This window comes from Aeromonas sp. QDB56, from assembly GCF_027705505.1.
GTDB classification, from domain to species: Bacteria; Pseudomonadota; Gammaproteobacteria; order Enterobacterales; family Aeromonadaceae; genus Aeromonas; species Aeromonas caviae.
Genome location: NZ_JAPDBZ010000005.1, coordinates 1 through 25,851, shown reverse-complemented (window position 1 = coordinate 25,851; position 25,851 = coordinate 1). Strand labels below are relative to the sequence as shown.

At 59.4% G+C, this 25,851-nt stretch carries 27 protein-coding genes; 14 read left to right on the top strand and 13 right to left on the bottom strand.

Annotated elements, in window-relative coordinates; genetic code table 11:
- Window positions 1–25 precede the first annotated feature (25 nt).
- Entirely contained in the window at window positions 26–709 is a 684-nt protein-coding gene (locus OKB81_RS01515; protein WP_042879730.1) for a response regulator, read from the top strand.
- A gap of 4 nt (window positions 710–713) precedes the next feature.
- On the opposite strand, the gene OKB81_RS01510 is transcribed toward OKB81_RS01515, so the two are convergent.
- Window positions 714–1,841, bottom strand: coding sequence for a multidrug effflux MFS transporter (locus OKB81_RS01510; protein WP_270805104.1), 1,128 nt, complete (start codon window positions 1,839–1,841; stop codon window positions 714–716).
- 92 nt (window positions 1,842–1,933) lie between these two features.
- On the opposite strand from OKB81_RS01510, the gene OKB81_RS01505 reads away from it, so the two are divergent.
- Window positions 1,934–2,758, top strand: coding sequence for an AraC family transcriptional regulator (locus tag OKB81_RS01505; RefSeq protein WP_270805103.1), 825 nt, complete (start codon window positions 1,934–1,936; stop codon window positions 2,756–2,758).
- Here OKB81_RS01505 and OKB81_RS01500 read toward each other — a convergent pair.
- The gene (locus OKB81_RS01500) at window positions 2,688–2,921 is read right to left on the bottom strand and encodes a hypothetical protein (RefSeq protein ID WP_041214189.1); all 234 of its coding nucleotides are present in this window, start codon (window positions 2,919–2,921) and stop codon (window positions 2,688–2,690) included. The genes OKB81_RS01505 and OKB81_RS01500 overlap by 71 nt on opposite strands.
- A gap of 283 nt (window positions 2,922–3,204) precedes the next feature.
- Between OKB81_RS01500 and OKB81_RS01495 the strand changes: the two genes are divergently transcribed.
- Entirely contained in the window at window positions 3,205–4,455 is a 1,251-nt protein-coding gene (locus OKB81_RS01495; RefSeq protein ID WP_266140319.1) for a valine--pyruvate transaminase, read from the top strand.
- A gap of 73 nt (window positions 4,456–4,528) precedes the next feature.
- Here the strand turns inward: OKB81_RS01495 and OKB81_RS01490 are convergent, their stop codons facing one another.
- Together OKB81_RS01490 and OKB81_RS01485 are read right to left on the bottom strand one after the other, a co-directional pair.
- A complete protein-coding gene (locus OKB81_RS01490) occupies window positions 4,529–4,969 on the bottom strand; it encodes an Hsp20 family protein (protein WP_010672292.1) in 441 nt (146 codons plus the stop codon).
- Window positions 4,970–5,061: 92 nt separating this feature from the next.
- Complete coding sequence (locus OKB81_RS01485) at window positions 5,062–5,475, bottom strand: Hsp20 family protein (RefSeq protein WP_010672291.1); 414 nt, start codon at window positions 5,473–5,475, stop codon at window positions 5,062–5,064.
- A gap of 256 nt (window positions 5,476–5,731) precedes the next feature.
- Here OKB81_RS01485 and OKB81_RS01480 point away from each other — a divergent pair, with 256 nt between their 5' ends.
- Both OKB81_RS01480 and OKB81_RS01475 read left to right on the top strand, forming a co-directional pair.
- Entirely contained in the window at window positions 5,732–6,502 is a 771-nt protein-coding gene (locus OKB81_RS01480) for an MBL fold metallo-hydrolase (protein WP_039040649.1), read from the top strand.
- 85 nt (window positions 6,503–6,587) lie between these two features.
- A complete protein-coding gene (locus OKB81_RS01475; RefSeq protein ID WP_270805102.1) occupies window positions 6,588–7,553 on the top strand; it encodes a GlxA family transcriptional regulator in 966 nt (321 codons plus the stop codon).
- 99 nt (window positions 7,554–7,652) lie between these two features.
- Here the strand turns inward: OKB81_RS01475 and gyrB are convergent, their stop codons facing one another.
- The 4 genes from gyrB to dnaA form a co-directional block, all read right to left on the bottom strand.
- Window positions 7,653–10,064 carry a DNA topoisomerase (ATP-hydrolyzing) subunit B gene (gene gyrB, locus OKB81_RS01470; protein WP_041212069.1) on the bottom strand — a complete coding sequence of 804 codons (2,412 nt, stop codon included), beginning with the start codon at window positions 10,062–10,064 and terminating at the stop codon, window positions 7,653–7,655.
- The gene (recF, locus tag OKB81_RS01465; protein WP_202016899.1) at window positions 10,061–11,164 is read right to left on the bottom strand and encodes a DNA replication/repair protein RecF; all 1,104 of its coding nucleotides are present in this window, start codon (window positions 11,162–11,164) and stop codon (window positions 10,061–10,063) included. The genes gyrB and recF overlap by 4 nt, the downstream gene beginning before the upstream one ends.
- Window positions 11,165–11,166: 2 nt before the next feature.
- A complete protein-coding gene (dnaN, locus tag OKB81_RS01460; protein ID WP_039040646.1) occupies window positions 11,167–12,270 on the bottom strand; it encodes a DNA polymerase III subunit beta in 1,104 nt (367 codons plus the stop codon).
- Window positions 12,271–12,353: 83 nt separating this feature from the next.
- Complete coding sequence (gene dnaA / locus OKB81_RS01455) at window positions 12,354–13,724, bottom strand: chromosomal replication initiator protein DnaA (protein ID WP_039040645.1); 1,371 nt, start codon at window positions 13,722–13,724, stop codon at window positions 12,354–12,356.
- Between the two features lie 310 nt (window positions 13,725–14,034).
- Here dnaA and OKB81_RS01450 point away from each other — a divergent pair, with 310 nt between their 5' ends.
- The 9 genes from OKB81_RS01450 to OKB81_RS01410 all read left to right on the top strand — a co-directional run bounded on the left by OKB81_RS01450 (window position 14,035) and on the right by OKB81_RS01410 (window position 21,612).
- Complete coding sequence (locus OKB81_RS01450; protein ID WP_039040644.1) at window positions 14,035–14,793, top strand: amino acid ABC transporter substrate-binding protein; 759 nt, start codon at window positions 14,035–14,037, stop codon at window positions 14,791–14,793.
- Window positions 14,794–15,462, top strand: coding sequence for an amino acid ABC transporter permease (locus OKB81_RS01445; protein WP_270805101.1), 669 nt, complete (start codon window positions 14,794–14,796; stop codon window positions 15,460–15,462).
- A gap of 12 nt (window positions 15,463–15,474) precedes the next feature.
- A complete protein-coding gene (locus OKB81_RS01440) occupies window positions 15,475–16,209 on the top strand; it encodes an amino acid ABC transporter ATP-binding protein (RefSeq protein WP_010672282.1) in 735 nt (244 codons plus the stop codon).
- Window positions 16,210–16,478: 269 nt separating this feature from the next.
- Complete coding sequence (gene rpmH / locus OKB81_RS01435) at window positions 16,479–16,613, top strand: 50S ribosomal protein L34 (protein WP_005307156.1); 135 nt, start codon at window positions 16,479–16,481, stop codon at window positions 16,611–16,613.
- Window positions 16,613–16,972 (top strand): ribonuclease P protein component, encoded by a 360-nt coding sequence (gene rnpA, locus OKB81_RS01430; protein WP_010672281.1) that lies wholly within the window; start codon window positions 16,613–16,615, stop codon window positions 16,970–16,972. Before rpmH ends, rnpA begins: the two co-directional genes overlap by 1 nt.
- Window positions 16,939–17,187: a membrane protein insertion efficiency factor YidD gene (gene yidD / locus OKB81_RS01425; RefSeq protein ID WP_010672280.1), complete on the top strand. Its 249-nt coding sequence runs from the start codon at window positions 16,939–16,941 to the stop codon at window positions 17,185–17,187. The genes rnpA and yidD overlap by 34 nt, the downstream gene beginning before the upstream one ends.
- 5 nt (window positions 17,188–17,192) lie before the next feature.
- Window positions 17,193–18,839, top strand: coding sequence for a membrane protein insertase YidC (yidC, locus tag OKB81_RS01420; RefSeq protein WP_010672279.1), 1,647 nt, complete (start codon window positions 17,193–17,195; stop codon window positions 18,837–18,839).
- Window positions 18,840–18,948: 109 nt separating this feature from the next.
- Entirely contained in the window at window positions 18,949–20,310 is a 1,362-nt protein-coding gene (gene mnmE, locus OKB81_RS01415; RefSeq protein ID WP_270805100.1) for a tRNA uridine-5-carboxymethylaminomethyl(34) synthesis GTPase MnmE, read from the top strand.
- Window positions 20,311–20,472: 162 nt separating this feature from the next.
- On the top strand, window positions 20,473–21,612 hold the full coding sequence (locus OKB81_RS01410; RefSeq protein WP_270805099.1) for a site-specific integrase: 1,140 nt from the start codon (window positions 20,473–20,475) through the stop codon (window positions 21,610–21,612).
- Between the two features lie 201 nt (window positions 21,613–21,813).
- Here OKB81_RS01410 and repC read toward each other — a convergent pair whose 3' ends face one another.
- From repC to OKB81_RS01385, 5 genes are all read right to left on the bottom strand, one after another.
- Window positions 21,814–22,614: a replication protein C, IncQ-type gene (gene repC / locus OKB81_RS01405; RefSeq protein WP_270805098.1), complete on the bottom strand. Its 801-nt coding sequence runs from the start codon at window positions 22,612–22,614 to the stop codon at window positions 21,814–21,816.
- 25 nt (window positions 22,615–22,639) lie between these two features.
- A complete protein-coding gene (locus tag OKB81_RS01400; protein ID WP_083617049.1) occupies window positions 22,640–23,497 on the bottom strand; it encodes a helicase RepA family protein in 858 nt (285 codons plus the stop codon).
- Between the two features lie 7 nt (window positions 23,498–23,504).
- Window positions 23,505–23,840, bottom strand: a complete 336-nt coding sequence (locus OKB81_RS01395) for a helix-turn-helix domain-containing protein (RefSeq protein WP_042878469.1) — start codon at window positions 23,838–23,840, stop codon at window positions 23,505–23,507.
- A 712-nt stretch (window positions 23,841–24,552) separates the two neighbouring features.
- Complete coding sequence (locus tag OKB81_RS01390) at window positions 24,553–25,545, bottom strand: Abi family protein (protein ID WP_270805097.1); 993 nt, start codon at window positions 25,543–25,545, stop codon at window positions 24,553–24,555.
- Window positions 25,545–25,851 (bottom strand): restriction endonuclease subunit S (locus OKB81_RS01385; RefSeq protein WP_270805096.1); only part of this gene is annotated, 307 nt, incomplete at its 5' end. The genes OKB81_RS01390 and OKB81_RS01385, both read right to left, overlap by 1 nt.

Genomic DNA, 25,851 nt, shown 5'->3' with positions numbered 1-25,851 from the left:
TTTCAATCAGCAAACGGGAGGCTGAATGGCTCACATACTGGTCATCGACGACGAGGCGGCCATCCGCCGTTTTTTGCGGATCAGCCTGATCGCCGAAGGACATCAGGTGAGTGAGGCGGTCGGCGTCACCGAGGGGATGGCGCAGTATCGCCACCTCAACCCCGACCTGGTGATCCTGGATCTGGGCCTGCCGGACGGTGATGGCATCCAAATCCTGCACGCCATCCGCGAGCACCACGCCAATCCCGTGCTGGTGCTCTCGGCGCGGGACTCCGAGCAGGAGAAGGTGCGGCTGCTGGATGCGGGGGCCAACGACTACATGAGCAAGCCGTTCGGCGTCGGGGAGATGATGGCCCGTATCCGGGTGCTGCTGCGCCAGCGGGTCGGCGCCACCAGCGGCGAATGCCGCCACTTCCCCCAGTGTGGCCTGACCCTGGACAGCAGCAGCCACAAAGTCACCCTGCAGGGCGAGGAGATCCCCCTCTCCCGCAAGGAGTTCGCCCTGTTGCAGGCGCTGGTGTGCCACCCCGGCAAGCTGGTGCAACAGACCCAGCTGCTCATCGACATCTGGGGGCCAAGCCACAAGGAGGACACTCACTACCTGCGCATCGTCATCGCCAGTCTGCGCAAGAAGCTGGGAGATAACCCCCAGCAACCCACGCTGATCGAGACCGAAGCCGGCATCGGCTACCGCTTTATCGGCAGCTGATGTTTCACGTGGAACGAAGCCAACCGCAGCACAGGGCCAGCAGACCGCATCCCCCGAGCAGCAGCCCGAGATCCTGCAAGCTGGCTGCAACCGCCAACCCCAGGCTGAGCAGCAGGTAGTAGCCAAGCCCAAACAGGGCCCCGGCACTGCCCGCCACCTCCCGATAGGCCAGCAGTGCCTGGCTCAGCACATTGGGGATAGCCAGCCCGAACGCGATCACCACTCCCGTCATGGGCAGCAGAAACCAGAGCGATGCCTGACTTGCCCACACCAGCCAACTCGAACCCGACGCCAGCACGGCGGCGAGCCGTATTAACGAGGCAGGCGACCAGCCACGGCCCAGCAGGCGCTTGTTGAGCAGGCTGCCCCCCAGGGTCGCCAGCGCCAGCAAGATGCCGGAGTAACCGAACTCCCCCGCACTCAACCCCAGCCCGGCAAACAGAAAGGGAGCCAGGCTGTAGTAGCCGAACAGCATGGTGTTGAACAGGGCGACCAGGGCGGCGCTGCGCCACAAGCCGGTATCACGCACCATCCGGCAGGCCAGCGGCCAGAGTGCGACCCTCTGGGTGATGGCCGGGCGGGTTTCCGGCAGTTGCCAGCAAGTGACCAGCAGCAATCCAACTGCCAATACCAGCAGGGCGCCGAATACCCCGACATAACCCAAGCCATCAGCCAGCTGGCCGCCGCTCACCAGCCCCAGCACCGGACTGAGGGAGAGTGCGATGCCCATCACCGAAAAGACCCGCGCCAGATCGCTGCCCTGATAGCTGTCGCGCAGCATGGTCTGGGTCACCACGGAGCCCACGGCGGCGCCGAAGGCCGCGATGACCCGTGCCAGCAGCAGGGTTTCAAATTGAGTGGCCAGCAACGCCAGCAGGGTGCCGGCGCCATAGGTCAGCAACCCCGCCAGCATGGCGGGACGCCGCCCGATGAGATCGCACACTCGGCCCCAGCAGACCACGCCCGCCGCAAACGCCAGAAAATAGACCGACAGGGTCTGGGACGCCTGCCCCTCGCTCACCCGAAACTCAGTGGCGATATGGGTCAGCACCGGGCTGTAGATGGTCTCCACTATCTGGGGAAACATCATCAATCCGACCACCAGCCAGCGCGGTGGCAACCTGTTGTTCATGACACACCTCCTTCACAAGAGGTCGCCATTCTAGAGAGGGATAACTTGTCCGATTACAATAAGGCGGACTATAAACAGCAAGAATCTGACACATGGCCTTTATTCTTCCCGATCACCCCTTTGATCCGGACCAGCACGAGGGCAGCGCCATCGGTATTGCCGCCGCCCTCGGCTGGCACGACTCCGGCCGCCATCAGCACCAACGCCACCAGCTGCTGTTCGCCCAGGCAGGCTGCATGACCATAGAGCTGGACGATCAGGTCTGCCTGCTGCCGCCGACGCGAGCGGCCTGGTTGCCAGCGGGTCTGCCCCACCGGGTGTTGATGCGCGGAGTTGTGGCCTATCGCTCCCTCTACTTCCAGCCGGAGCCCGCGTTGCCAAACGAGATGGCGGTGCTGGCGGTCAACCCGCTGCTGCGGGAGATCATCGAGCGGATGGCGCTCTGGCCCTGGGACAAGCCGGAAGCAGAGCAAACCTGCACACTGGCATTATTGAAAGAAGAGCTGGCGCAAGCGCCGCGGGAATCCTGGCAGTTGCCGCTGCCGTCAGACGGACGTCTGACCGGCTGGCTGCAGGAGATAAAGCGGGGTGACACCCTGCCCGATCGGCTCAACCGGCTGGCCGAACGAGTGGGTGCCAGTGACAAGACCATAGGCCGCATCTTCATGCGGGAGACCGGCATGGGCTACCAGGCCTGGCGCCAGCAGTGGCGACTGCTGCGGGCCATGGAACTGCTGGCCGAAGCCGAGCCCATCAGCCGGGTGGCCGCAGCCCTGGAGTTCGCCAGCGACAGCGCCTTCATCGCCTTCTTCAGGCAGCACACGGGGCAGACCCCCTTGCGCTACCTCAACTCTCGGGGTGAGTCGCATCGGCCGAGCTCGCCTCCACCACCAGGGTCTCCAGGGCCAGCGGCTTGAGGTTGTGGATGGCCTCTGCCACCACGTCATGGGAGGCCTGCTGCTGCAAGGCCAGCATCTCCTGCTGCAGGGCGGCGCTGTCCAGCTCGGGTCTGGGGTTCTCGGCGGCCATGGCATTCAGGCTCAGGCTGCTGGCAATCAGGGTAGCGATCAGGATCTTCATCTGGCGTGCTCCGGTGTGGTTGAGATGACCAGGTAGCTATTCCAATAGTTGTGCCAGATTTATAACAGCATGATTTTATTGATATAAATGATTTTTTGATGCTGTCACACCCCTTCCTGAATCGAATATTGGTTATTTTAAAACCTATAAATGGTTTTTTTTACCACCTCCATCATGGCAACCCTGTTCCACGTGAAACGCCCCGTTTTTTTGATCGACACCCGCTTTTGAAGTGAGCTATGGTGCTAGCTCCCCCCTTAACTGACTCTGGATTTGCCACCGAATGGAATTCTCCTTGTTCGGCGAGAAGTTCACTCGCCACGCCGGTATTACCCAACTCATGGACGACCTCAATCAAGGGCTGCTGAATCCCGACGCCATCATGCTGGGAGGCGGCAATCCGGCCCCCATCCCCGCCATGCTGGAACGCTTTCAGGCCGAGGCCAATACCCTGCTCGACAACGGCGAACTGATCAAGGCCATGGCCAACTACGATGGCCCCCAGGGCAAGGACAGGTTTACCAGGGCGCTGGCCGCCCTGCTCAGCAAGGAGCTGGGCTGGGAGATCTCCGCCCGCAACATCGCCCTGACCAACGGCAGCCAGAACGCCTTCTTCTATCTGTTCAACCTGCTGGCCGGCGAGTTCGCCGACGGTCGCAAGAAGAAGGTGCTGTTCCCCCTGGCCCCCGAATACATCGGCTATGCCGACTCGGCCCTCTCGGACGATCATTTCGTCGCCTACAAGCCCACCATCGAGAAGCTGCCCGACGGCCAGTTCAAATACCACGTGGATTTCGAGAGCCTGCAGGTGGGCGACGACATCGGGGTGATCTGTGTCTCCCGGCCGACCAACCCCACCGGCAACGTGCTCACCGACGAGGAGATCGAGCACCTCGATCAGATTGCCCGTGACAAGGGGATCCCGCTGCTCATCGACAATGCCTACGGCGTGCCCTTCCCCGGCATCATCTTCAGCGACGCCAAGCCGTTCTGGAACGCCAACACCATCCTCTGCATGAGCCTCTCCAAGCTCGGCCTGCCGGGCACCCGTTGCGGCATCGTCATCGCCGATGAGAAGATCATCCGGGCCATCACCAACCTGAGCGGCATCATCAATCTGGCGCCGGGCAGCCTGGGTCCGGCCATCACCATTCCGATGATCGAGAGCGGAGACATCATCACCCTGAGCGAACAGGTGGTGAAACCCTTCTACCAGCAGAAAGCCACCTTTGCGGTCCAGCTGCTGCGCGAGGCCATTCCGGATCCGCGCTTCCACATCCACAAGCCGGAGGGAGCCCTCTTCCTCTGGCTCTGGTTCGAAGACCTGCCGATCCACTGCCAGGAGCTGTATGAGCGACTGAAGGCGAAGAACCTGCTGATCGTGCCCGGCCACTACTTCTTCCCCGGCATCGACGACCCCGAGTGGCGCCACAGCCAGGAGTGCATCCGCCTCAACTATGCCCAGAGCGAAGATCTGGTGCGTCGCGGCATCGCCATCCTGGCCGACGAGATCAACGCCCTCTACGCCAGTTGATTCCCCCTTCGGCATGAAAAAAAGAGGCCTGCAGATGCAGGCCTCTTTTCTATCAGGTGGTCAGCGATGTTGTTTAACCGGGCAGTGCCAGCTGATCGGGTTTGCCGATGGGGATGGCACGGGGCTTGAGCGCTTCCGGCAGCTCCCGGGCCAGCTCTATGGTCAGCAGACCGTGCTCCAGCCTGGCCCCCTGCACTTCCACGTGCTGGCTCAGCTTGAAGGCGAGCTCGAAGTCCCGCTCGGCGATCCCCTGATGGAGGAACTGGCGCTCGCCCATGGTGGCGACCTTGCGCCCCTTCACCTTGAGGGTGCCATTTTCGGTCTCCAGCTCCAGCTCATTGCGATCGAAACCGGCCACGGCAACCGTGATGAGGTAGCTGTCGTGATCCCGTTTTTCGATGTTGTACGGGGGGTAGGCCGAGGTCTTCTGATCGAACAGGCCTTCCAGCTCGCGGGCCATCCGCTCGAAGCCGACGGCATTGGAATAGAGATGAGAAAAATCGAGGTTACGCATGATCCTATCCTTCTATAAAGCAACAGGGTTTACTCTCCACGGGCCCGCCATCGGCACCCGGGAAACATCAGCAATGCAACGAGGTCAGGCTGTCAGCCGTTGATCTCGATCTTGCGGGGCTTCATCGCCTCGGGCACTTCGCGCACCAGGTCGATGTGCAGCAGACCGTTCTTCAGGTCGGCCCCCTTCACCCGCACATAGTCGGCCAGCTGGAAGCGACGCTCGAAGCCGCGTTCAGCAATGCCTTGGTAGAGGTAGTTGCGCTCGGTGTCGGCCTGCTTGCTGCCCTTCACCGTCAGCAGATTTTCCTGGAAGCTCAGCTCCAGCTCTTCCTGGGTAAAGCCCGCCACCGCCATGCTGATGCGGTAGTCGCTGTCACCCAGCTGCTCGATGTTGTAGGGGGGATAGCCGGCATTGCCATTGCTGGCGGCAGATTCGATGAGAGTGGCCAGACGATCGAAACCGATGGCAGAACGATAGAGCGGAGAAAAGTCGATAGAACGCATAGTATTACCCTCTTGTGAGCGATAACGGATTGTTTGCCCTCCTGATGGACGGGCGCCTGGTCGAAACCTCTGTCGAGCGTTCCGGCCTTGTTATCTATATAGGGGCCAGCATTTGGCTTTCAAGGGGTAAAAACAAAAGAAATGCAGGCCATCAAGAATGGCCCGATTAGATCGATAATAGGCCTGCGGGCCACTCATGATCCGTCCCTCATCCCTCCATACTGGCCGTGTCCCCAACGAGAAACCGGAGCACGCCATGAAGATTACCCAGGTTCGCAACGCCACCCTGCTCATCCACTACGCAGGAACCCGCTTCCTCATCGACCCCATGCTGGCCCCCAAGGGGAGCTACCCCGGCTTCGAAGGCATGGCCAACAGCCATCTTCGCAACCCCCTGGTCGAGCTGCCGCTGCCCATGGCGACCCTGCTGGAGGTGGATGCGGTGATCGTCACCCATGACCATCTGGATCACTGGGACGATGTCGCGAAAGCGAAGATCCCCAAGCACCTTCCCCTGTTCGTGCAGCATCAAAAAGATGCCGACACCATGAGGGGATGCGGCTTCGAGGATGTGCGCCTGCTGGGCGAGGTCGGCGAGTTCGCCGGCATCCGCCTGCAACAGACGGAAGGCCGACACGGCAGTGATACCATCATGGCCCTGCTGGGGGATCGCCTTGGCGAGGTCAGCGGAGTGGTCTTCTCCCATCCCGCCGAAAAGACCCTCTATCTGGCCGGCGACACCGTCTGGAATGCCCAGGTTGAACAAGCGCTGCACCGGCACCAACCCGAGGTTGTCGTCCTCAACTGCGGTGATGCCCAGGTGACGGGTCTGGGCGCCATCATCATGGGCAAGGAGGATGTGGCCGCCGTCTATCAGGCCGCCCCGCAGGCCACCCTGATCGCCAGCCACATGGAGGCGGTCAATCATGCCCTGCTGTCCCGGCGGGAGCTGCGCGACTACCTGGACAGCCAGGGGATGGCCGCCCGGGTAAGGGTGCCCGAGGATGGCGACACCATGGTGCTCTGAGCGAGAGGCCGGGCACCACATGGCTCTTCGGCTTTCTGTTGCTGCCCCGTATGATGGGGATCCGAGTGCAAAGGAGTCTGCCACCATGCCCCGTCCCCTCATCGTCGCCGTCATCACCTTCGATCGCTTCAGCCCCTTTCACTGCTCGGTGCCCTGCCTCATCTTTGGCGACAAGATGATGCCGGGCCAGTCGTTGTTCGAGCTAAGACTCTGCGCCGGGGATGACACGCGGCAACCCGCCTCCTCCCAGGGCTTTCGCATGGAGGCCGACTATGGCCTGGAGGGTCTGCTGGAGGCGGATATCATCATCATCCCCTTCTGGCGCGATCCGGCCGAGCGCCCCGCCCAACCCCTGCTCGATGCCCTGGTTGCCGCCCGGATCAGGGGAGCCCAGATCGTGGGGCTCTGTCTCGGCACCTATGTGCTGGCCTATGCCGGCCTGCTGGACGGGCGCGGTGCCGCCACCCATTGGGAATTTGAACAGGAGTTCGTCCAGCGCTTCCCCCGGGTGCGGCTCGATACCAATGCCCTCTATGTCGACGACGACGGGCTCATCACCTCGGCTGGCACCGCCGCCAGCCTGGACTGCTGCCTCTATCTGGTTCGCCAGCATCACGGCAGCCAGATTGCCAACAAGCTGGCCAGGCGGCTGGTGGTTCCTCCCCACCGGGAGGGTGGCCAGGCCCAGTTCATTGAGCAGCCGGTACCCGCCACCACCCGGGATGCCAGGATCAACCAGCTGTTCGATCACCTTCGCCTGCACCTGGCCGCGCCCCACACCCTGGACAGCCTGGCGGAACATTGCATGATGAGCCGACGCACCTTTAGCCGCCGCTTCCAGCTCGCCACCGGTCTCTCCCTCGGGGAGTGGCTGATGTCGGAGCGCCTGCGCCGCAGCCAGACGCTGCTGGAGTCCAGCTCCCACACCGTGGAACGCATCGCCGAACTGGTGGGGCTCGGGTCTGCCATCATCTTGCGCAAGCACTTTCGCACCCGCTTCGGGGTGTCGCCGCGGGAGTGGCGCCGCACCTTTCGTGGTGACAGAGTCTAGGTCCCTCATGTTTCACGTGGAACGCGCCCTCTCCCTTCCGCCCAAAAAACAAAAAGCCGCTCACGAGGAGCGGCTTTTGATGATTGTCGGACCGTCTGATTAGACGTCGAGGTTGGCAACCCGCAGGGCGTTGGTCTCGATGAAGTCGCGACGGGGTTCTACGGCGTCCCCCATCAGGGTGGAGAAGAGCTGGTCGGCGCCGACCGCGTCGTCGATGGTGACACGCAGCATGCGACGGGCTTCCGGATCCATGGTGGTTTCCCACAGCTGCTCCGGGTTCATCTCGCCCAGCCCTTTATAGCGCTGGATGTAGATGCCACGCTTGCCTTCGCCCATCAGCCACTCGACCGCTTCCACGAAGCTGGCGACCGGTTTCACCTTCTCGCCACGCTTGATGTAACCGCCTTCCTCGATCAGGTTGGCGATCTCCTTGCCCAGGGAGACCAGCTGACGGTACTCGGAGGATTGCAGGAAGTCGTAGCTCAGCGGATATTCACGGTCGACCCCGTGCTGGCGTACCACGGCGTGGGGCACGAACAGGCTGCGCTCCTCGTCGCGGCGTACCTGCATCTGGTACTGGATGCCGTGGTTGCTCTCGTTGAGCACGGCTTCCATGCTCTGGCACCAGGCCTGCAGATCGCTCTCGCTGGCCAGCAGGGTTTCGTTCAACTCAGGCTGATAGATCAGCTGGGTCAGCACGGCTTCCGGCGCGCGGCGGGACATGCGGGTGATGAGGTGAGTCACGGCGCGATGCTGGTTGACCAGACGCTCCAGCGCCTCGCCACCGATGGCCGGGGCAGACTCGTTGACGTGCAGGGTCGCACCGTCCAGCGCCATGGCGGTCTGGTACTGCAACAATGCGTCTTCGTCTTTCAGGTACTGCTCCTGCTTGCCCTTCTTCACCTTGTAGAGCGGCGGCTGGGCGATGAAGACATAGCCACGCTCGATGATTTCCGGCATCTGACGATAGAAGAAGGTCAGCAGCAGGGTACGGATGTGCGCACCATCGACGTCCGCATCCGTCATGATGATGATGTTGTGATAGCGCAGCTTGTCCGGGTTGTACTCGTCACGACCGATGCCACAGCCCAGAGCGGTGATCAGGGTGCCCACCTCCTGGGAGGAGATCATCTTGTCGAAACGGGCCTTCTCCACGTTCAGGATTTTACCCTTGAGGGGCAGGATGGCCTGGTTCTTCCGGTTGCGACCCTGCTTGGCGGAGCCGCCAGCAGAGTCCCCTTCCACGATGTAGAGTTCGGAGAGCGCCGGGTCTTTCTCCTGACAGTCCGCCAGCTTGCCGGGCAGACCGGCGATATCCAGCGCGCCCTTGCGGCGGGTCAGTTCGCGGGCCTTGCGGGCCGCTTCACGGGCACGGGCCGCATCGATGATCTTGTTGACCACGATCTTGGCGTCGCCCGGGTTTTCCAGCAGGAAGTCGGCCAGCTTCTCACCCATCGCCTGTTCCACGGCGGTCTTCACTTCGGAAGAGACCAGCTTGTCCTTGGTCTGGGAGGAGAACTTAGGGTCAGGCACCTTGACGGAGATAACGGCAATCAGACCTTCACGGACGTCGTCACCACTGGCGGCGGACTTGGCCTTCTTGCTGTAGTCCTCCTTGTCCATGTAGTTGTTCAGCGTCCGGGTCAGCGCGGTACGGAAGCCCACCAGGTGGGTGCCACCATCCCGCTGCGGAATGTTGTTAGTGAAGCAGTAGACCCCTTCCTGATAGGCGTCGTTCCACTGCATGGCGACTTCGACACCGATGCCGTCCTGCTCAGTGGTGAAGTGGAACACCTTGGGGTGGATCGGGGTCTTGTTCTGGTTCAGGTACTCGACGAAGGCCTTGATGCCCCCCTCGTAGCAGAAGTGCGCCTCGCGGCCATCACGCTCGTCCATCAGACGGATGGAGACGCCGGAGTTGAGGAAGGAGAGCTCGCGCAGACGCTTGGCCAGGATCTCGTAGTGGAACAGGGTGTCACTGAAGATGGTCGGGCTCGGCCAGAAGCGAACTTCGGTCCCGGTGCCGGTGCTGTCACCAATCTGCTTGAGGGGTGCCTGCGGCTCGCCCAGGTGATAGGTCTGCTCGTAGACATGACCGTTGCGGCGGATGGTCAGCAGCAGCTTGTCGGAAAGCGCGTTCACCACGGAAACGCCCACACCGTGCAGACCGCCGGACACCTTGTAGGAGTTGTCATCGAATTTGCCGCCGGCGTGCAGCACGGTCATGATGACTTCAGCGGCCGAACGACCCTCTTCCGGGTGGATGTCCACCGGAATGCCGCGACCGTTGTCGCGCACGGAGACGGAGCCGTCGGAATGGATCTTGACCTGGATATCGGAGCAGTAGCCAGCCAGAGCCTCGTCGATGGAGTTGTCGACGACCTCGAACACCATGTGGTGCAGGCCCGATCCATCGTCCGTATCGCCGATATACATCCCCGGGCGCTTGCGGACCGCATCCAGGCCCTTGAGCACCTTGATATTCGAGGAGTCGTAAGTATTTTCACTCATAGCTTACTCTCTGCCTTCTCTAACGTTTCGGAGATCTTGCCTTGTTCCACGTGGAACAGCTTGCAGTCACTCGCATCCATCATGTCTGCGAGCTGACCGGTATCGATGGCGGTGATGAACACCTGGGACGCGCACTGCTTCAGCCTTGCGGCCAGCAGACGACGTTTGTCGACATCCAGTTCAGAGGCAAAATCATCAATTAAAAAAATACAGCCGCGGCTGCTATGTAGATTCAAATAGAGCCCTTGGGCCAGCCGCATGGCACAGACCAGCAACTTCAGCTGACCCCTGGACAAAATATCTTGCGCGGGCACGCCGTTCGCCTTGAGCCGCACGTCCGCCTTCTGCGGACCGACCCCAGTGTACCCCAGCGAACGATCCCGTTCGAACCCCGCCTCCAGCAATGCATCGAGGGGAGTGTCTTTTTCCCAGCCTCGATAGAATCCAAGGCTGATATCGAACTCCGGCAGAAAATCTGCCGTCATCTCCTTGATCAGGGGCGTAATGGCCTGACAATAACTGGCGCGAAACCCCGCCAGCTCGCCGCCCAGTCGCACCAGCTCCTGATCCCAGAACGCCAGTTGACGATACTGGGTGCTCTGGCGCAGCAAGGCATTGCGCTGCTTCAACAGCCGACGCACCCGCCCCCAGAGGGAGAAGAAGGTCGGCTCCTGATGGAAAACCCCCCAGTCGAGCCAGGCCCGGCGAGCCTGGGGCCCACCGGTCAGCAGGCTGAAACCATCGGGGTGGATCAACTGTACCGGCAACAGCTCCGCCAGATCGGCCAGGCGCTGGGCCTGGGCACCGGCGATCTTGAGCTGGGTTTCGCCCCCCTTGTCCTTGGCAAGCCCGATGGGCACCTGACGCCCCTCCAGCTCGCACTGGGCAAACAGGGTAAAGGCCCGCTCGCCCTGGCGGATGACCCGACCGGTCAAATGGGTACGAAACGAGCGGCCGAGACCAAGGTAATGAATGGCTTCCAGCACGCTGGTCTTGCCGCTGCCGTTGCTCCCGACCAGGATATTGAGGCCGGGAGACAGCGCGAGACTGGCGTGCTGAATATTGCGAAAGTCGCTGAGCTGGAGTTTGACCAGGGACACGACTAGATCCGCATCGGCATCACCACGTACTGGGCATCTTGGTTCTCAAAATCCTCAATAATGGCGCTGCTGATGGAATCGCTCAGGCTGATCCGGATTTGGTCACATTTTAACGTATTCAACACGTCCAGCACATAGGAGACGTTGAAGCCGATCTCCATCTCGCCAGCGGCGTATTGTACGTCAAGCAGCTCTTCGGCTTCTTCCTGTTCCGGGTTGTTGGCGGTGATGCGCAGCAGGTTTTCCTGCAGATTGAGACGCACCCCACGGAATTTCTCGTTGGAGAGGATGGCGGCACGGGCAAAGGCCTGGCGCAGATCCTCGCGACCGGCGATCAGGGCCTTATCACTCCCCCGGGGGATGACGCGGCGCCAGTCCGGGAAACGGCCATCCACCAGCTTGGAGGTGAAGATAAAGCCATCCAGGGCGGCGCGCAGGTTGCTGCGGCCCACTTGCAGCCGTACCGGCTTGTCTTCTGCTTCCAGCAGGCGCACCAGCTCCAGCACCCCTTTGCGCGGCAGGATGACCTGATGATCGGGCAACGATTCCCCCACCACCTCGCGGCGGCAGGTGGCCAGCCGGTGACCGTCCGTCGCCACGGTACGCAGGCCGTGTCCTTCGCTCTCGAACAGCATGCCGTTCAGGTAGTAGCGCACGTCCTGGCTCGCCATGGAGAACTGGGTCGCGTCGATGAGTTTTTTCAGCTCCAGCTGGCTGATGTCGAACTCGAGCACGGATTCCCAATCCTCGATGTTCGGGTATTCGGTCGCCGGCAGGGTCGACAGGTTGAAGCGGGAGCGACCGGAACGGATGATGAGGCGCTCTCCCTCGGTGCTGAGGCGGATCTCCGCCCCCTCCGGCAGACCGCGACAGATGTCCAGCAGCTTGCGCGCCGGCACTGTGGTGCGGCCATCCTGGCTGTCGCTGTTGAGATAGACCTGTCCGATCATCTCCACCTCGAGATCGGTCCCGGTCAGCGACAGCAGGCCATTGCTGACATCGAGCAGGACGTTGCCGAGGATGGGCAGGGTCGGCCGGCCACCCAGGGCACCGGACACCAGTTGCAGGGGACGTAACAGGGCCTCACGGCTAATTTCGAGCTGCATCTGTGCTCTCCGTTGTTATTGGGAGGAAAGGATTAGGATCAGGCTGGAACATGCAATCTGCATCTGTGCACTCCGTTCCGTTATCAGGAAGAAAGGGTACGGATCAGGTTGGAATAGTCTTCCTTGATGTCGTGACTCTCTTCCTTCAGCTGCTCGATCTTGCGGCAGGCATGAAGAACCGTGGTGTGGTCACGGCCACCAAAGGCATCCCCTATCTCAGGCAAACTGTGGTTGGTCAGCTCCTTGGCCAGCGCCATCGCCAGCTGGCGCGGGCGGGCAACGGAGCGGGAGCGACGCTTGGAGAGCAGATCCGCCAGCTTGATCTTGTAATACTCCGCCACCGTCTTCTGGATGTTGTCGATGGTGACCAGCTTCTCCTGCAAGGCCAGGAGATCGCGCAGCGCCTCGCGCACGAAGTCGATGTTGATGGCGCGGCCGGTGAAGTTGGCGTTGGCGATCACCCGGTTGAGGGCACCTTCCAGTTCACGGACGTTGGAGCGAAGCCGTTTGGCGATGAAAAAGGCCACTTCGTCCGGCAGATGGATCTGGTTCTCGTCCGCCTTGCGCATCAGGATGGCAACCCGGGTCTCCAGCTCGGGCGGCTCGATCGCCACAGTGAGTCCCCAGCCGAAGCGGGACTTGAGACGATCTTCCACCCCGTTGATCTCTTTCGGATAGCGGTCCGAGGTCAGAATGATCTGCTGGTTGCCTTCAAGCAGGGCATTGAAGGTGTGGAAGAACTCCTCCTGGGAGCGCTCCTTGTTGGCGAAGAACTGGATGTCATCGATGAGCAGGGCATCGACGCTACGGTAATAACGCTTGAACTCTTCAATGGCGTTATTCTGCAGCGCCTTCACCATGTCCTGCACGAACCGTTCGGAGTGCATGTAGATGACTTTGGCGTCTTTCTTGCGATCCTTGATGGCATTGCCAACGGCGTGCAGCAGGTGGGTCTTGCCCAGGCCGGTTCCGCCATAGAGGAACAGCGGGTTGTAGGCACCACCCGGATTGTCGGCCACCTGACGGGCGGCCGCACGGGCCAGCTGGTTGGACTTACCCTCGACGAAATTCTCGAAGGTATAGTTCACGTTGGTGTTGCTCTTGTGGTTTGGCTCGGGCTTGTTTTCGGCCTTGTTTTCCCAGCTCTTGGGAGAGTTATTCACAGGATCGACACCACGGGCCGGCGCCCTGGCGACCGCGACGGGATGAGGGCGATTGCCGATATCAAAACGCAGGGTGGGAGCGTCGGCTCCGCACAGCTCGTTGATGATGCCGTTGACCCGGAGCAGGTACTTGTCGCGTACCCAGTCCAGAACAAAGCGGTTCGGTGCATACAGGGTCAGAGTATTGTCACTCAACTCCGCTTGAAGCGGCCGGATCCACATGCTGAATTCTGCCGAGGGCAACTCATCTTGCAGCCGGTTAAGGCACTGCTGCCATAGCGAAGCAGTCACTCTAGACTCCCGTCAATTGATTAAGTAAAGACCGGCTATTCTACGTTTTTAGTGGCCGGATCTCCAGTTGCTGCCGCACGGATCCAGCAAATAAGATCCTTGACTTTCAAGGATCCAACGCCCCAGGATCCCATTTCATCCCCAAAGTTACCCACAGCCGGATATCGGCAATGTGGACAGAATGGCGCGCTGCAACCATAGTTATTTTATATAACCAAATATCATTTATTTTTTATATTTTATTCCAATAACATCAGCGCCAACCCGTGATTACAACTAAAAATACAGCACTACAGAGAGAGGAATCCCCATGAAATCCACCATCAAACTGATTTCCGGCGCCGCCATTCTGCTGGCCAGCCTGTCCGGCCAGGCCATCGCCCAGGAAACCATCAAGGTCGGCATGTCCGGCAAATATTTCCCGTTCACCTTCGTCAAGCAGGACAAGCTGCAGGGCTTCGAGGTGGACATGTGGAACCAGATCGGTGAGCGCACCGGCTACAAGGTCGAGTTCGTGACCGCCAGCTTCTCCGGCCTGTTCGGCATGCTGGAAACCGGCCGCGTCGACACCATCTCCAACCAGATCACCATCACCGACGAGCGCAAGGCCAAGTACGCCTTCTCCCAGCCCTATGTCTATGACGGTGCTCAGATCGTGGTCCGCAAGGGCAACAACACCATCCACGGCATCAAAGACCTGGAAGGCAAGAAAGTCGCCGTCAACCTGGGCTCCAACTTCGAAGAGCTGCTGCGCAAGAACGACCCCAACAAGAAGATCGATATCCGTACCTATGACTCCGCCTTCGAGCAGGATGTCGCCCTGGGCCGCATCGACGCCTTCGTGATGGACCGCGTCTCCACCGCCCAGCTGATCAAGGAATCCAAGCTGCCGCTGCAACAGGCTGGTGCACCGTTCGAAACCATCGAGAACGCCCTGCCCTTCCTGAAGACCCCGGAAAAGCAGGCCGTGCTGAAAAAGGTTGACGATGCCCTCACCGCCATGCGCAAAGACGGCACCCTGACCAAAATCTCCGAAAAATGGTTCGCAGCGGACATCACCAGCAAATAAATGATGGAATTTGACCTCGAGTACACGCTAGGGCTGTTTCCCATCCTGCTCAAATACCTGGGCACCACGATGGAAATGGCCCTGTGGGGATTCGTATTGGCACTCGTACTGTCGCTGATCCTGGCGATAGTACGGGTGTTTCGCGTTCCCGCACTTCACTGGCTGGTGATGCTGTATATCTCGTTCTTCCGGGGTACACCGCTGCTCGTCCAGCTGTTCCTGCTCTATTACGGGCTGCCGCAGCTCTTCCCCATCTTCGTGGGGATGGATGCCTTTACCGCCGCCATCATCGGCCTGACCCTGCACTTTGCCGCCTACATGGCCGAGTCGATCCGGGCAGCCATTCTCGGCATCCACAAGAGCCAGATGGAAGCCGCCCTCAGCATCGGCATGAGCCGGCTGCAGGCGATGCAGCGGATCATCCTGCCCCAGGCTGCCCGCATCGCGACACCATCGCTGATGAACTACTTCATCGACATGATCAAGAGCACCTCCCTGGCGTTTACCCTGGGAGTGGCGGAGATCATGGGCAAGGCCCAGATGGAAGCGGCCTCCTCCTTCAAGTTCTTCGAGAGCTTCATGGCGGTGGCGCTGATCTACTGGGTGGTGGTCATCTTCTTCACCCGCTTGCAGCATCTGCTGGAAGTGCGGCTGAACCGTGCTTATTAAAGGAGGCCTGTCATGATCAACCTAACGGGTCTCTCCAAGGCCTATGACGGAAATCAGGTGCTCAACGGCATCGATCTTGAGGTAAAGAAGGGGGAGATTGTCGTCATCATCGGTCCTTCCGGTACCGGCAAGTCGACTCTGCTGCGCTGTCTCAACCTGTTGGAAACCCCGGATGCAGGGCGGCTCGTCATCGATGACCTCGCCGTGGATCTGGCCAAGGCCAGCGACCAGCAGGCCATCGAACTGCGCAAACGCGCCTCTTTCGTGTTCCAGAACTACGCCCTGTTCGCCAACAAGACGGCGCTGGACAACATCGCCGAGGGGCTGATCACCGTCTGGAAGCAGCCGAAGGCGGAGGCTCGTGCCACTGCCCTGGGCATCCTCAAGGACATCGGCCTCGCCGAGAAACAGGATGCCTACCCGGCCTCCCTCTCCGGCGGCCAGCAACAGCGCGTCGGCATCGGCCGGGCCATGGCGGCCCACTCCAAGGTGATCCTGTTTGACGAGCCCACCTCCGCCCTCGATCCCGAGTGGGTCGACGAGGTGCTGGGCCTGATGAAGCAGCTCGCCCGCCAGCACCAGACCATGGTGGTGGTGACCCACGAGATCGAGTTTGCCCGTGATGTCGCCGATCGGGTGATCTTCATGGAAGGAGGCCGGATCGTGGAGCAGGGGCCGCCGGATCAGATATTGGTCGATCCGCAGGATCCCCGTACCCGGGAGTTCCTGCGCAAAGTACTTAAATAGCTCTCTCTTTGGCGGCCTGGCCGCCTTTTTTCTTGAGGGATCCTTGTTTAACCCCGGGTTGCCAGTATAATTCGGGGCCCTTGATCCTCCGGATCCTGCCAGATTATCCCGCTCGGTCGACGAACGGGGCGAGATGGAAAGGAACGGCGGATTGACGAGAAGCTGAACTCTGTTTAGAATTCGGCCTCTTTTGCTAGTCGTCACACGCTATAGCTGGCGCGTCGGCTAAGTGTGACAATCAAAACTGTACAGAAATACGGAATCGAATCATGAAACGTACTTTTCAACCGTCCAACCTGAAGCGCAAGCGCTCTCACGGTTTCCGCGCTCGCATGGCTACTGCCAACGGCCGCAAAGTTCTGGCCGCTCGTCGTGCCAAGGGTCGTGCCCGCCTGGTAGTCTAATGCCTACCCAGCACACCTTCTCTCGGGAGTTACGTCTGTTAACTCCCGAACACTTCAAACGCGTTTTCGCCGAGCCTGTCCGGGCCGCTTCTCCGCAAATTACGCTTCTTGCTTGCCCCAACTCCCTCGAACACCCCCGTCTTGGCCTCGCCGTGCCCAAAAAGGCGCTCAAGCGTGCCGTCTGGCGCAACCGTGTAAAACGAGTGGTTCGGGAAAGTTTTCGCCTCAATCAAGCCAATCTGCCCGCTATCGACATCGTCGTGATCGCCAAGGGTGGCGTGAAGGAGATGGACAACGAAGCGCTGTTCAAGTTACTGGAAAAGCTATGGCGCACTCTGTCACGCCGTTGCAATGGGTAGCAATCAAACTGATACGCCTGTATCAGCTAATCATTAGTCCCCTGCTCGGGCCGCGCTGCCGTTTCACCCCGACTTGTTCCCAATTTGCGATAGAAGCAATCCGACTTCACGGTTTCATAAAAGGCGTTTGGTTAGCCAGCAAACGTCTATTAAAATGCCATCCCTTATCCGAGGGTGGTTATGACCCGGTTCCGCAACCAAAGCGAAGAAACTGAAGACTATGGAATCACAACGCAATTTACTCCTGATCGGTTTGCTGTTCGTGAGCTTCTTGCTCTGGCAACAGTGGGAGTCCGACAAGGCTCCGAAGCCGGCCCCGACTACCGTGGCCCAAACCGAACATTTCGTACCTGAAGCCGGTCAGACCGGTGATATTCCTCAGGTTTCCGAGCAAGCAAATGGTAACGCCGCGCGCAAGCTGATCACCGTCTCCTCCGACGTGCTCAAATTGACCCTGGATACCCAGGGCGGTGACATCGTCTCTGCCGAACTGCTGGCCCACAAGCTGGAAGAAGGCAAGGAACAGCCGTTCACCCTGCTGACCAGCCAGCCTGCCCACCTCTATGTGGCCCAGAGCGGTCTGGTCGGTCGCAATGGTCCGGACAGCCAGGCCCAGGGTCGTCCCACCTATGAAGCCGCCCAGACCAGCTATCAGCTGGCCGACGGTCAGGATCAAGTCGTCGTTCCGATGACCTGGACCGACAGCAAGGGTGTGGTCTTCACCAAGGAGTTCGTGCTCAAGCGCGGTGATTACGCCGTGGGCGTCGACTACAAGATCGACAACAAGTCTGCCGAGCCGGTCCAGGTACAGTTCTACGGTCAGCTGAAGCAGACCATGACCACGCCGAAGGATCAGGAAGGTCATGCCATGGTGGCCAGTGCCTACCGTGGTGGTGCCTTCTCCAGCGAAGACTCCCGCTACAAGAAGTACACCTTCGACGAGATGAAGGATGCCGACCTGAACAAGACCACCCAGGGTGGTTGGGTCGCGATGCTGCAGCACTACTTCGTCTCTGCCTGGGCCCCGAATGCCAACGACACCAACAGCTTCTACAGCCGCGTGATCCCGGGCAAGGACCAGGCCATCATCGGCTACAAGGCGCCGCTGGTTGACGTCGCTGCCGGCCAGCAGGCCGAAGTGAGCGGCAAGCTGTGGATCGGTCCCAAGCTGCAGGATCAGATGGCCAAGGTGGCAAACCACCTGGATCTGACCGTCGACTACGGCTGGCTCTGGTTCATCGCCCAACCGCTGCACTGGCTGCTGACCGTGTTCCACGGTTTCGTCCAGAACTGGGGTCTGGCCATCATCATGCTGACCCTGCTGGTGCGCGGCATCATGTTCCCGCTGACCAAGGCCCAGTACACCTCCATGGCCAAGATGCGCATGCTCCAGCCCAAGCTGGCTGCGCTCAAGGAACGCTTCGGTGACGATCGCCAGAAGATGTCCCAGGGCATGATGGAGCTGTACAAGAAGGAGAAGGTCAACCCGCTGGGCGGCTGCCTGCCCATCCTGGTACAGATGCCCATCTTCATCGCCCTCTACTGGGCACTGATGGAGTCTGTCGAGCTGCGCCACGCGCCGTTCGCCCTGTGGATCACCGACCTGTCGGTGAAGGACCCCTTCTTCGTGCTGCCAATCCTCATGGGTGCCTCCATGTGGTATCTGCAGAAGATGAGCCCGACCACCATCACGGACCCGATGCAGCAGAAGGTGATGCAGTTCATGCCGATCATCTTCACCTTCATGTTCCTCTGGTTCCCGGCAGGTCTGACTCTGTACTGGCTGGTGAGCAACGTCATCTCCATCATCCAGCAGACCATCATCTATCGTCAGCTGGAGAAGAAAGGCCTGCACTCACGCAACTGATGCGCAGCCCATCTTTCCTGATGACAAAAGAGGCGGCCTTCGGGCCGCCTTTTTTATTACAATGTCCCCCACCCTCTTACTCATTCAGCCAACCAGCGAGTCAAGCAAGATGACAACAGATACCATCGTGGCCCAGGCCACCGCCCCCGGCCGTGGCGGCGTCGGCATAGTCCGCGTCTCCGGCCCTGCCGCCGAGCGGGTCGCCGAGATAGTGCTCGGCAAGCTCCCCAGGGTGCGTTATGCCGAATATCTGCCGTTCAGGGACGAGCAGGGCCAGGCGCTGGATCAGGGCATCGCCCTGCTGTTCAAGGCCCCCAACAGCTTCACCGGCGAAGACGTACTGGAGCTGCAGGGCCATGGCGGCCCCGTCATTCTCGACATGCTGATCCGCCGCATCCTGCAGATCGACGGCATCCGCCCCGCCCGCCCGGGCGAGTTCAGCGAGCGCGCCTTCCTCAACGACAAGCTGGATCTGGCCCAGGCCGAGGCCATCGCCGATCTCATCGAAGCCTCCAGCGAGCAGGCCGCCCGCAGCGCCATGCACTCCCTCCAGGGGCAGTTCTCCGGCAAGGTTCAGCAGTTGGTGGAGAGCCTCACCCGGCTGCGCATCTATGTGGAAGCGGCCATCGACTTCCCGGATGAAGAGATCGACTTTCTCTCCGACGGCAAGGTGGCGGGTGACCTCTACGCCATCATGTCCGAGCTGGACGACGTGCGCGGCGAGGCCAAGCAGGGTGCCCTGCTGCGAGAGGGGATGAAGGTGGTGATCGCCGGTCGCCCCAACGCCGGTAAATCGAGCCTGCTCAACGCCCTCGCAGGCCGCGAGTCCGCCATCGTCACCGAGATCGCCGGTACCACCCGCGACGTGCTGCGCGAGCACATCCATCTGGATGGCATGCCGCTGCACATCATCGACACCGCGGGCCTGCGCGATACCCAGGACAAGGTGGAACAGATCGGCATCGAGCGAGCCTGGGCCGAGATCGAACAGGCCGACCGGGTGCTGTTCATGGTGGACGGCACCACCACGGATGCCGTCGATCCCCACGACATCTGGCCGGAATTCGTTGATCGGTTGCCAAAAAACATCGGCCTCACCGTGGTGCGCAACAAGGCGGACCTGACCGGCGAGGATCTGGCACCGAGCCAGGAGCAGGGCCACGCCGTCTATCGCATCTCCGCCAAGACCGAGCTGGGGCTGCCCGCCCTGCGCGAGCACCTCAAGGCCTGCATGGGCTTCCAGGGCAATACCGAGGGGGGCTTCATGGCCCGCCGCCGCCACCTGGACGCACTGGAGCGCGCAGCCGAGCGGCTGCTGGTAGCCAGGGAGCAGCTTGAGGTCTATGTGGCTGGCGAACTGGTGGCCGAGGAGCTGCGCCTGGCCCAGGAGTACCTGTCCGAAATCACGGGCGAGTTCAGCTCCGACGATCTGCTGGGCCGCATCTTCTCCAGCTTCTGCATCGGCAAGTAATGTGGTGAAAAATCAGCAATAAAAAGCAGCCAGTGAGAACATAACTAATTGTAAATATAGGACTTTGTTTTTTACTGGCTATTCTTGCCTGATCTTGTTTCGTGAGAATTTACCCCGAGAGTACCCCGAAGTAACCTCTTGGGGTACTTTTGGGGGACACTCATGAAGATCAGCATCGAATACCGCGCACCGGACGCCGAAGGCAAGCGCGCTCTGCGCCTAACCTACTACGCCGGCTCCTACCTTGATCCAGCCACAGGCATCCGCAAGCACAAACGCAGCAGAGAGCCCCTGGAGCTCTTCCTGTACGACAAGCCGCGTACCCCAGCACAGCGGCTCCACAACAAAGAAACCCAGCGAGCAGCCGAAGCCATCCGCGCCAAGCGACTCTTCGAGTACGAGACTGGTAAACACCATCTGGATTTCTCGAACGCCTACAAGGCCAGCTTCTTCGAGTACTTCCAAGAGGTTACAGACCAAAAAGCGGCAGGCAGCAAGAGCAACCATTCCATCTGGATATCAGCCCTCAAGCATTTACGCCAGTACCATAAGTTGCCGGAGCTGACTTTCGAGGAAGTAGATCAGCTGTTCCTGGAGGGATTTCGGCATTACCTGATGCACAAGGCCCGCACCAAAAGCGGCACACCACTGAGCCGCAACACCCAGAGTGCCTATTTCAACAAGTTAAGGGCGGCCCTGAACCAGGCGGAGCAGGAACGGCTGCTACCGGATAATCCGGTACGACGTGTCAAAGCTATCCAGGGGGAGAAGAACAAACGGGTTTACCTGACCGAAGACGAGGTACGAGCCTTGGCCCAGGCCGAGTGCCGGTACGACGTTCTTAAGCGCGCCTTTCTGTTCTCTTGTTGCACTGGCTTGCGCTGGTCCGACATTCACAAGCTGACCTGGGCCGAGCTGGAGCCCTTCTATGGCCATTACCGTATCGTCTTCACCCAGAAAAAGACCAGCGGCCTGCAATACCTGGATTTGAATGACATGGCGATGCAGCTGATGGGGCGCCCAGGCAAGGCAACAGAGCGGATCTTCAAGGGCCTCAAGTACTCGGCTTGGCACAACATGGAGCTCACCCGGTGGGCGTTGCAGGCGGGTATAACCAAGAAGGTCACCTTCCACAGCGCGCGTCATACCTTCGCCGTCATCCAGCTTAACCGCGGCGTTGATATCTATGCCCTCTCCCGCTTGCTGGGGCACAGTGAGCTGAGAACCACCGAAATCTACGCCGACATTCTTGAATCGCGGCGCCGAGATGCCATGCTCGATTTCCCCAATGTCTTGGGGTGATAGAAGCACCCTCGACGAGATCATGGCCAGGAAGAGCCAACAAATAGGCCAGCGCAACCATGCGCTGGCCTAGATTATCTTAGATAATATAGATCGGATTTCAGGATCGCCCTGCAGCCCAAGCCGTAACGGGGTTTCACTGAATTGGCTTGTGACCGTTATCGTGAACTTTGTGACCACTTTCGTGATAGTTTGTGACCGTTATCGTGATAGTGCAGGCCGACCGATGGTAAACCGCCCCTTGGCATGTTCACTGATTGACCAACCCAGTTCAGCCAGTTCATACAGTGCCTTGCGAACTCGCGATTGCCGCTTGCGATGGGTGGCCATGCTGACCTCATCGGGAAAGGCATAAGCGACCAAGGTGTCTAACTGCACAGCCCTTTTCTGACCACAATCCACCCAGGCACATAGCCGCTGATGCAATAACCGAGCGATGCTGCCATTCAAGTGCCGAACTTCTGTCATGTCGATACGAACATGGCGGCCATTACCCATAATGGCGTAGGTCAGCAAGGGATTAAGCGCCACAAAAAGCCCATCAGTCTGAGTGTCACTGACATAGTTCGCCAATAAGCGAAAGCCGCTACGCTGGCCAGCCACCTTTGCGATCACCGACACCTTCCACAATCGCTCAATACAGCAACGTACAGTATTGGTATCCCGAGGATTGGCGTATCCAATCTCCTTGGCCAGTTTGCGCAAGCTGCTTCTGACCACCAATACCCTTTGCTGGTTAGCAGCCCAACGAAGATCCAGAAGATCTCGCAATATCGTCCCAGTTTCGCTCACCGCAACTGGCTCAATCTCGTTACTTTGTGACTCAAGCCCAGCCAGGGCAACCAACCCCTGAAGCACACGGAGGTCATCTGCACCCAGCGGCTCAGGCCCGGAGAACTCGATCTGATTGCCACCACCGAAACGGTAAATCACCTCCAGCTTGTCACGGCGGCGTTGGCCATGCGAGATCGCCCTAAACAACCCGGGAGCAAGACAGTGCATATGGTCATGCCTAGCATGGGTCAATTCAAAGCAAGACACGTTTGCCTCCCGCTCGGCGTGTTACGCCCAATCTAGCGGGAGCGGGGTACAGCACGCCACCATCCCCCCGCACCAACCAGCGCTCCGGTAGTGGCTGTCCATAATTGCTCTTGCTTACCCCAAACCGCACGTAAAGCTGGCTCTGCTCTGCCGATACACCCAGCTGCAGCGCCTCTTTCTTGGTCATAGTAGCGAGATAGCCCTGCCAGCGGATGTTATCCACCAGAACTGACGAACCTCGGCTTGCCTGCTGTAGATCGCCAGCTTCTTGGAATACTGCGGATTTGCTGGTGTGGTGTACAAACAACACAGCGCATCCCAGCCTCATGGCCAGCCGCTCCAACTGACCCAGCACCAGTGTCATAGCACAGGCTGCATTCTCGTCAGCATCGTGAAATCGTCTCAGTGTATCGATAACCACCAACCTGACCCCCTCAGCCCAAATGGCAATCGCTTCCCACCAGTGGCTATCCAACACATTTGGACTGGATCCCTGCAGCGGTATAAGACGAAGGTCTCGTTCAACGTTGGCACGAAGTTCAGCGTCAAGATATCCGCCCAAGGCAAACAAGCGCTGGTGCAGTACAGGCCAAGGGTCCTCGGCAGGCAGGTAGAGCACAGCCCCTCTGCTCAGATTGCCAAGCCCAATCCAATCTGGCCCACCGGATATCTGCATTGCCAGTTGTAATGCCAACATCGATTTGCCCACACCTCCCGGTGACACCAAAGCACCAACGCAGCCCACCGGCAGCCCCGGGAGGACAAAATCGAGGGGTTTTGGAGGTTCAACAAAAGCCGACCGGAGATCCTGAGGCCAGTGAGATGCTATGAGATCTCGTTCCATAACAGCCTCACAACCGCCCATGACTAGCTTGCCGCACACGCTTGGTTACATGCTCAGTGAGTTCGGCGTCCGGTGAAATGCGGTGGGAGAGCAGCCAGTCCAGCAGCTCAACGCGCTTAAAGTAGATCTTTTTGCCTTGTGGCTTGTAATGCGGCAGACGCTTTTCACTGGTCAGCCGGTACACATAGCTGACAGAAACCCCCAGCAACTCGGCACACTCCTCGGCAGAAATCACCTCCTTCTGCCCCTGCCCTTGCTGGATCACCAGCCGTTTCAGCTCATACAGCTCTTTCAGAATTATCCCGTTTGGATCGCTGTAAACTGACGGATTTTGCTCACGCATGCAGATGATCTCCCTGTAACAAACATCAACATGCAAAGCGTACCGGGGACCTAACGAAATACAGAGCGCTGTAAGTGCCCAAAATGGGCACTTACAGCGTTTTCTGGAAAATTTTCACATGTGAAATTTTGGCGAGAAACTGCCAGTAAAGTCATCAGGCTCCACCAGATCCGTCACAAAATGGGGTAAGAATGTTTGACTGAAAGAGGGCGTCTCTTTAAGGTTGCCCGCAACATGACCCCGGCCTCTTGGTTGCTTTGCAACTTACGCCGGGGTTGTTTTTTTGAATCTGTCTTTGTGTCGGCATACACGCCTTATTACTTCGCCATACAGCCGGTCGGTTGCTAATCATCGGGGTAACCGTTACACTTTGCGCATCTCATCTACCAGCCTTTGGCGTCAGCGTAGAAGGAGTTACGGCCCCGTCCTCTTCGGAGGGCGCGGCCAGCTTAATTCCCTCCCCTAGCAGTCAATAACTCCCATACCGTTCCCAGCGCTTGTTGTACTTGCGCCGTTGGTGCTCATGTTCAATGAAAAATGCCGTCCACGGCAGGATCTTGTCACTGCAGTCATCCAGCATCGCTGGCCCGATCAGCCCAAAAACCTTGACAGATACGCCCACTGGGCGCACTATTTTCGCAACACGGCCCCTGTCGGTGATGCTGCCAGTCAGCAAAACTGCTCAGGGGTTTTTTGTTGCCCGCGATTTACCCTACCAATCCTCTCGCCAGTTAATCGGGGCGCCCATGCCCGATAGATCGAGGCCTATATGGGCCAGATCCGGGAAAGCGTTGAGATGCTTGTGCATCCGCTGCGGCCAGCTTGAGTTTGGGTTGATATAAGCCATCAGGTGGCGGCAGATCCGTAGCAGCAAAAAGCAGCGAGCCTGCGCATGGTGATTGTTTGTGTAGCTCGCAACCCAAGGCAAATTGGCAGCATGCGGCAGCTTTGGCTGTTCCGTAATGTTGCGATTCCACAACCGGCTATGGTGAGCACACACATTGCGCAAGTAGTTGAGACTGCGCAGCCAGGTTGCAAAGACCCGGCCATTAGCAACGCCATAGGCTGCCGCGATCTGATCCTGTTCCGTCTCTCTCATGCCTGCATAGAGCGTTGACATGGTGCCAAAATCCCAGACTTCACAGGCCACCCAAATTGGCAGCGGCAGCCCATATTTGACCTTGTTGTGTTTGACGAACTCCTCTTTGGATCGGCCAATCAATCTGCCGTGTTTCCCTAACCAGTCGTGATGCTTACTGACGCCGCTGCTCTCGTCAAGTTGCTGGCTGAAACCGGCAAACAGACACTCCGGCTTGAGATAGGCGAAGGGGTCAAGCTGCCCCAAGGTGTGGGAAATATCGACACGAATGGCGATTTCGATCCGCTCCAGCGCATCCATCGCCAACATGCGCAGTCGCTTGTCGAACACATAGAGTTCAACCGCATCGATGAAGCGGCTACCCGCCTTGAAGTGTTCCAGCGCGACACGGGTCGTTTTGATTTTCTGCGGCTTTCTGCCCTGCTCAGATAACAGAATCACCTCGCCAGAGCGTTCGCGAAACGGATACCAGTAGCCACTGAGCCGGTAGTAACCGATGCGTTCGAGATAATCGAGGGCGATGGCCTGATCGGTGATGGTCATGCCGCGCCGTTGCAGTTGGGCAAGCTGATCCTGATGGCTAAGCCACGGCTTGGTGTAGGGCATCAGCTTAGCGCCCCCTCTACCAGCGACTCGGCCAAAGCAAGCTGGGTCTGCTGGCTGGTTTGCAGGCGGGATTTAAGTTGATCGCAGAGGGTCATTAGTTCATCCACTTTGGCGACGATGCGATGCTGTTCGTCAATTGGAGGAAGTGGGATAACGGTGCTCGCAATTTTGCCAACATTTAAATTCGGTTGTGCTCCACCAGCCGCATGCTCCCTTAATTCAAGGTAGGCCGCGAATTCAACTTCGAAGTGCGACACTCGCCTATGCCGCCTGACGGTACTCTTCGAATACCTTGACAGGCTGCCT

What these genes read in the sequence shown, in the direction of transcription:
- OKB81_RS01515 (WP_042879730.1), top strand. Translation starts at nt 26, where the DNA reads ATGGCTCACATACTGGTCATCGACGACGAGGCGGCCATCCGCCGTTTT.
- OKB81_RS01510 (WP_270805104.1), bottom strand. Translation starts at nt 1,841, where the DNA reads ATGAACAACAGGTTGCCACCGCGCTGGCTGGTGGTCGGATTGATGATG.
- OKB81_RS01505 (WP_270805103.1), top strand. Translation starts at nt 1,934, where the DNA reads ATGGCCTTTATTCTTCCCGATCACCCCTTTGATCCGGACCAGCACGAG.
- OKB81_RS01500 (WP_041214189.1), bottom strand. Translation starts at nt 2,921, where the DNA reads ATGAAGATCCTGATCGCTACCCTGATTGCCAGCAGCCTGAGCCTGAAT.
- OKB81_RS01495 (WP_266140319.1), top strand. Translation starts at nt 3,205, where the DNA reads ATGGAATTCTCCTTGTTCGGCGAGAAGTTCACTCGCCACGCCGGTATT.
- OKB81_RS01490 (WP_010672292.1), bottom strand. Translation starts at nt 4,969, where the DNA reads ATGCGTAACCTCGATTTTTCTCATCTCTATTCCAATGCCGTCGGCTTC.
- OKB81_RS01485 (WP_010672291.1), bottom strand. Translation starts at nt 5,475, where the DNA reads ATGCGTTCTATCGACTTTTCTCCGCTCTATCGTTCTGCCATCGGTTTC.
- OKB81_RS01480 (WP_039040649.1), top strand. Translation starts at nt 5,732, where the DNA reads ATGAAGATTACCCAGGTTCGCAACGCCACCCTGCTCATCCACTACGCA.
- OKB81_RS01475 (WP_270805102.1), top strand. Translation starts at nt 6,588, where the DNA reads ATGCCCCGTCCCCTCATCGTCGCCGTCATCACCTTCGATCGCTTCAGC.
- gyrB (WP_041212069.1), bottom strand. Translation starts at nt 10,064, where the DNA reads ATGAGTGAAAATACTTACGACTCCTCGAATATCAAGGTGCTCAAGGGC.
- dnaN (WP_039040646.1), bottom strand. Translation starts at nt 12,270, where the DNA reads ATGCAGCTCGAAATTAGCCGTGAGGCCCTGTTACGTCCCCTGCAACTG.
- OKB81_RS01450 (WP_039040644.1), top strand. Translation starts at nt 14,035, where the DNA reads ATGAAATCCACCATCAAACTGATTTCCGGCGCCGCCATTCTGCTGGCC.
- OKB81_RS01445 (WP_270805101.1), top strand. Translation starts at nt 14,794, where the DNA reads ATGATGGAATTTGACCTCGAGTACACGCTAGGGCTGTTTCCCATCCTG.
- OKB81_RS01440 (WP_010672282.1), top strand. Translation starts at nt 15,475, where the DNA reads ATGATCAACCTAACGGGTCTCTCCAAGGCCTATGACGGAAATCAGGTG.
- rpmH (WP_005307156.1), top strand. Translation starts at nt 16,479, where the DNA reads ATGAAACGTACTTTTCAACCGTCCAACCTGAAGCGCAAGCGCTCTCAC.
- rnpA (WP_010672281.1), top strand. Translation starts at nt 16,613, where the DNA reads ATGCCTACCCAGCACACCTTCTCTCGGGAGTTACGTCTGTTAACTCCC.
- yidD (WP_010672280.1), top strand. Translation starts at nt 16,939, where the DNA reads ATGGCGCACTCTGTCACGCCGTTGCAATGGGTAGCAATCAAACTGATA.
- yidC (WP_010672279.1), top strand. Translation starts at nt 17,193, where the DNA reads ATGGAATCACAACGCAATTTACTCCTGATCGGTTTGCTGTTCGTGAGC.
- mnmE (WP_270805100.1), top strand. Translation starts at nt 18,949, where the DNA reads ATGACAACAGATACCATCGTGGCCCAGGCCACCGCCCCCGGCCGTGGC.
- OKB81_RS01410 (WP_270805099.1), top strand. Translation starts at nt 20,473, where the DNA reads ATGAAGATCAGCATCGAATACCGCGCACCGGACGCCGAAGGCAAGCGC.
- repC (WP_270805098.1), bottom strand. Translation starts at nt 22,614, where the DNA reads ATGCACTGTCTTGCTCCCGGGTTGTTTAGGGCGATCTCGCATGGCCAA.
- OKB81_RS01400 (WP_083617049.1), bottom strand. Translation starts at nt 23,497, where the DNA reads ATGGAACGAGATCTCATAGCATCTCACTGGCCTCAGGATCTCCGGTCG.
- OKB81_RS01395 (WP_042878469.1), bottom strand. Translation starts at nt 23,840, where the DNA reads ATGCGTGAGCAAAATCCGTCAGTTTACAGCGATCCAAACGGGATAATT.
- OKB81_RS01390 (WP_270805097.1), bottom strand. Translation starts at nt 25,545, where the DNA reads ATGCCCTACACCAAGCCGTGGCTTAGCCATCAGGATCAGCTTGCCCAA.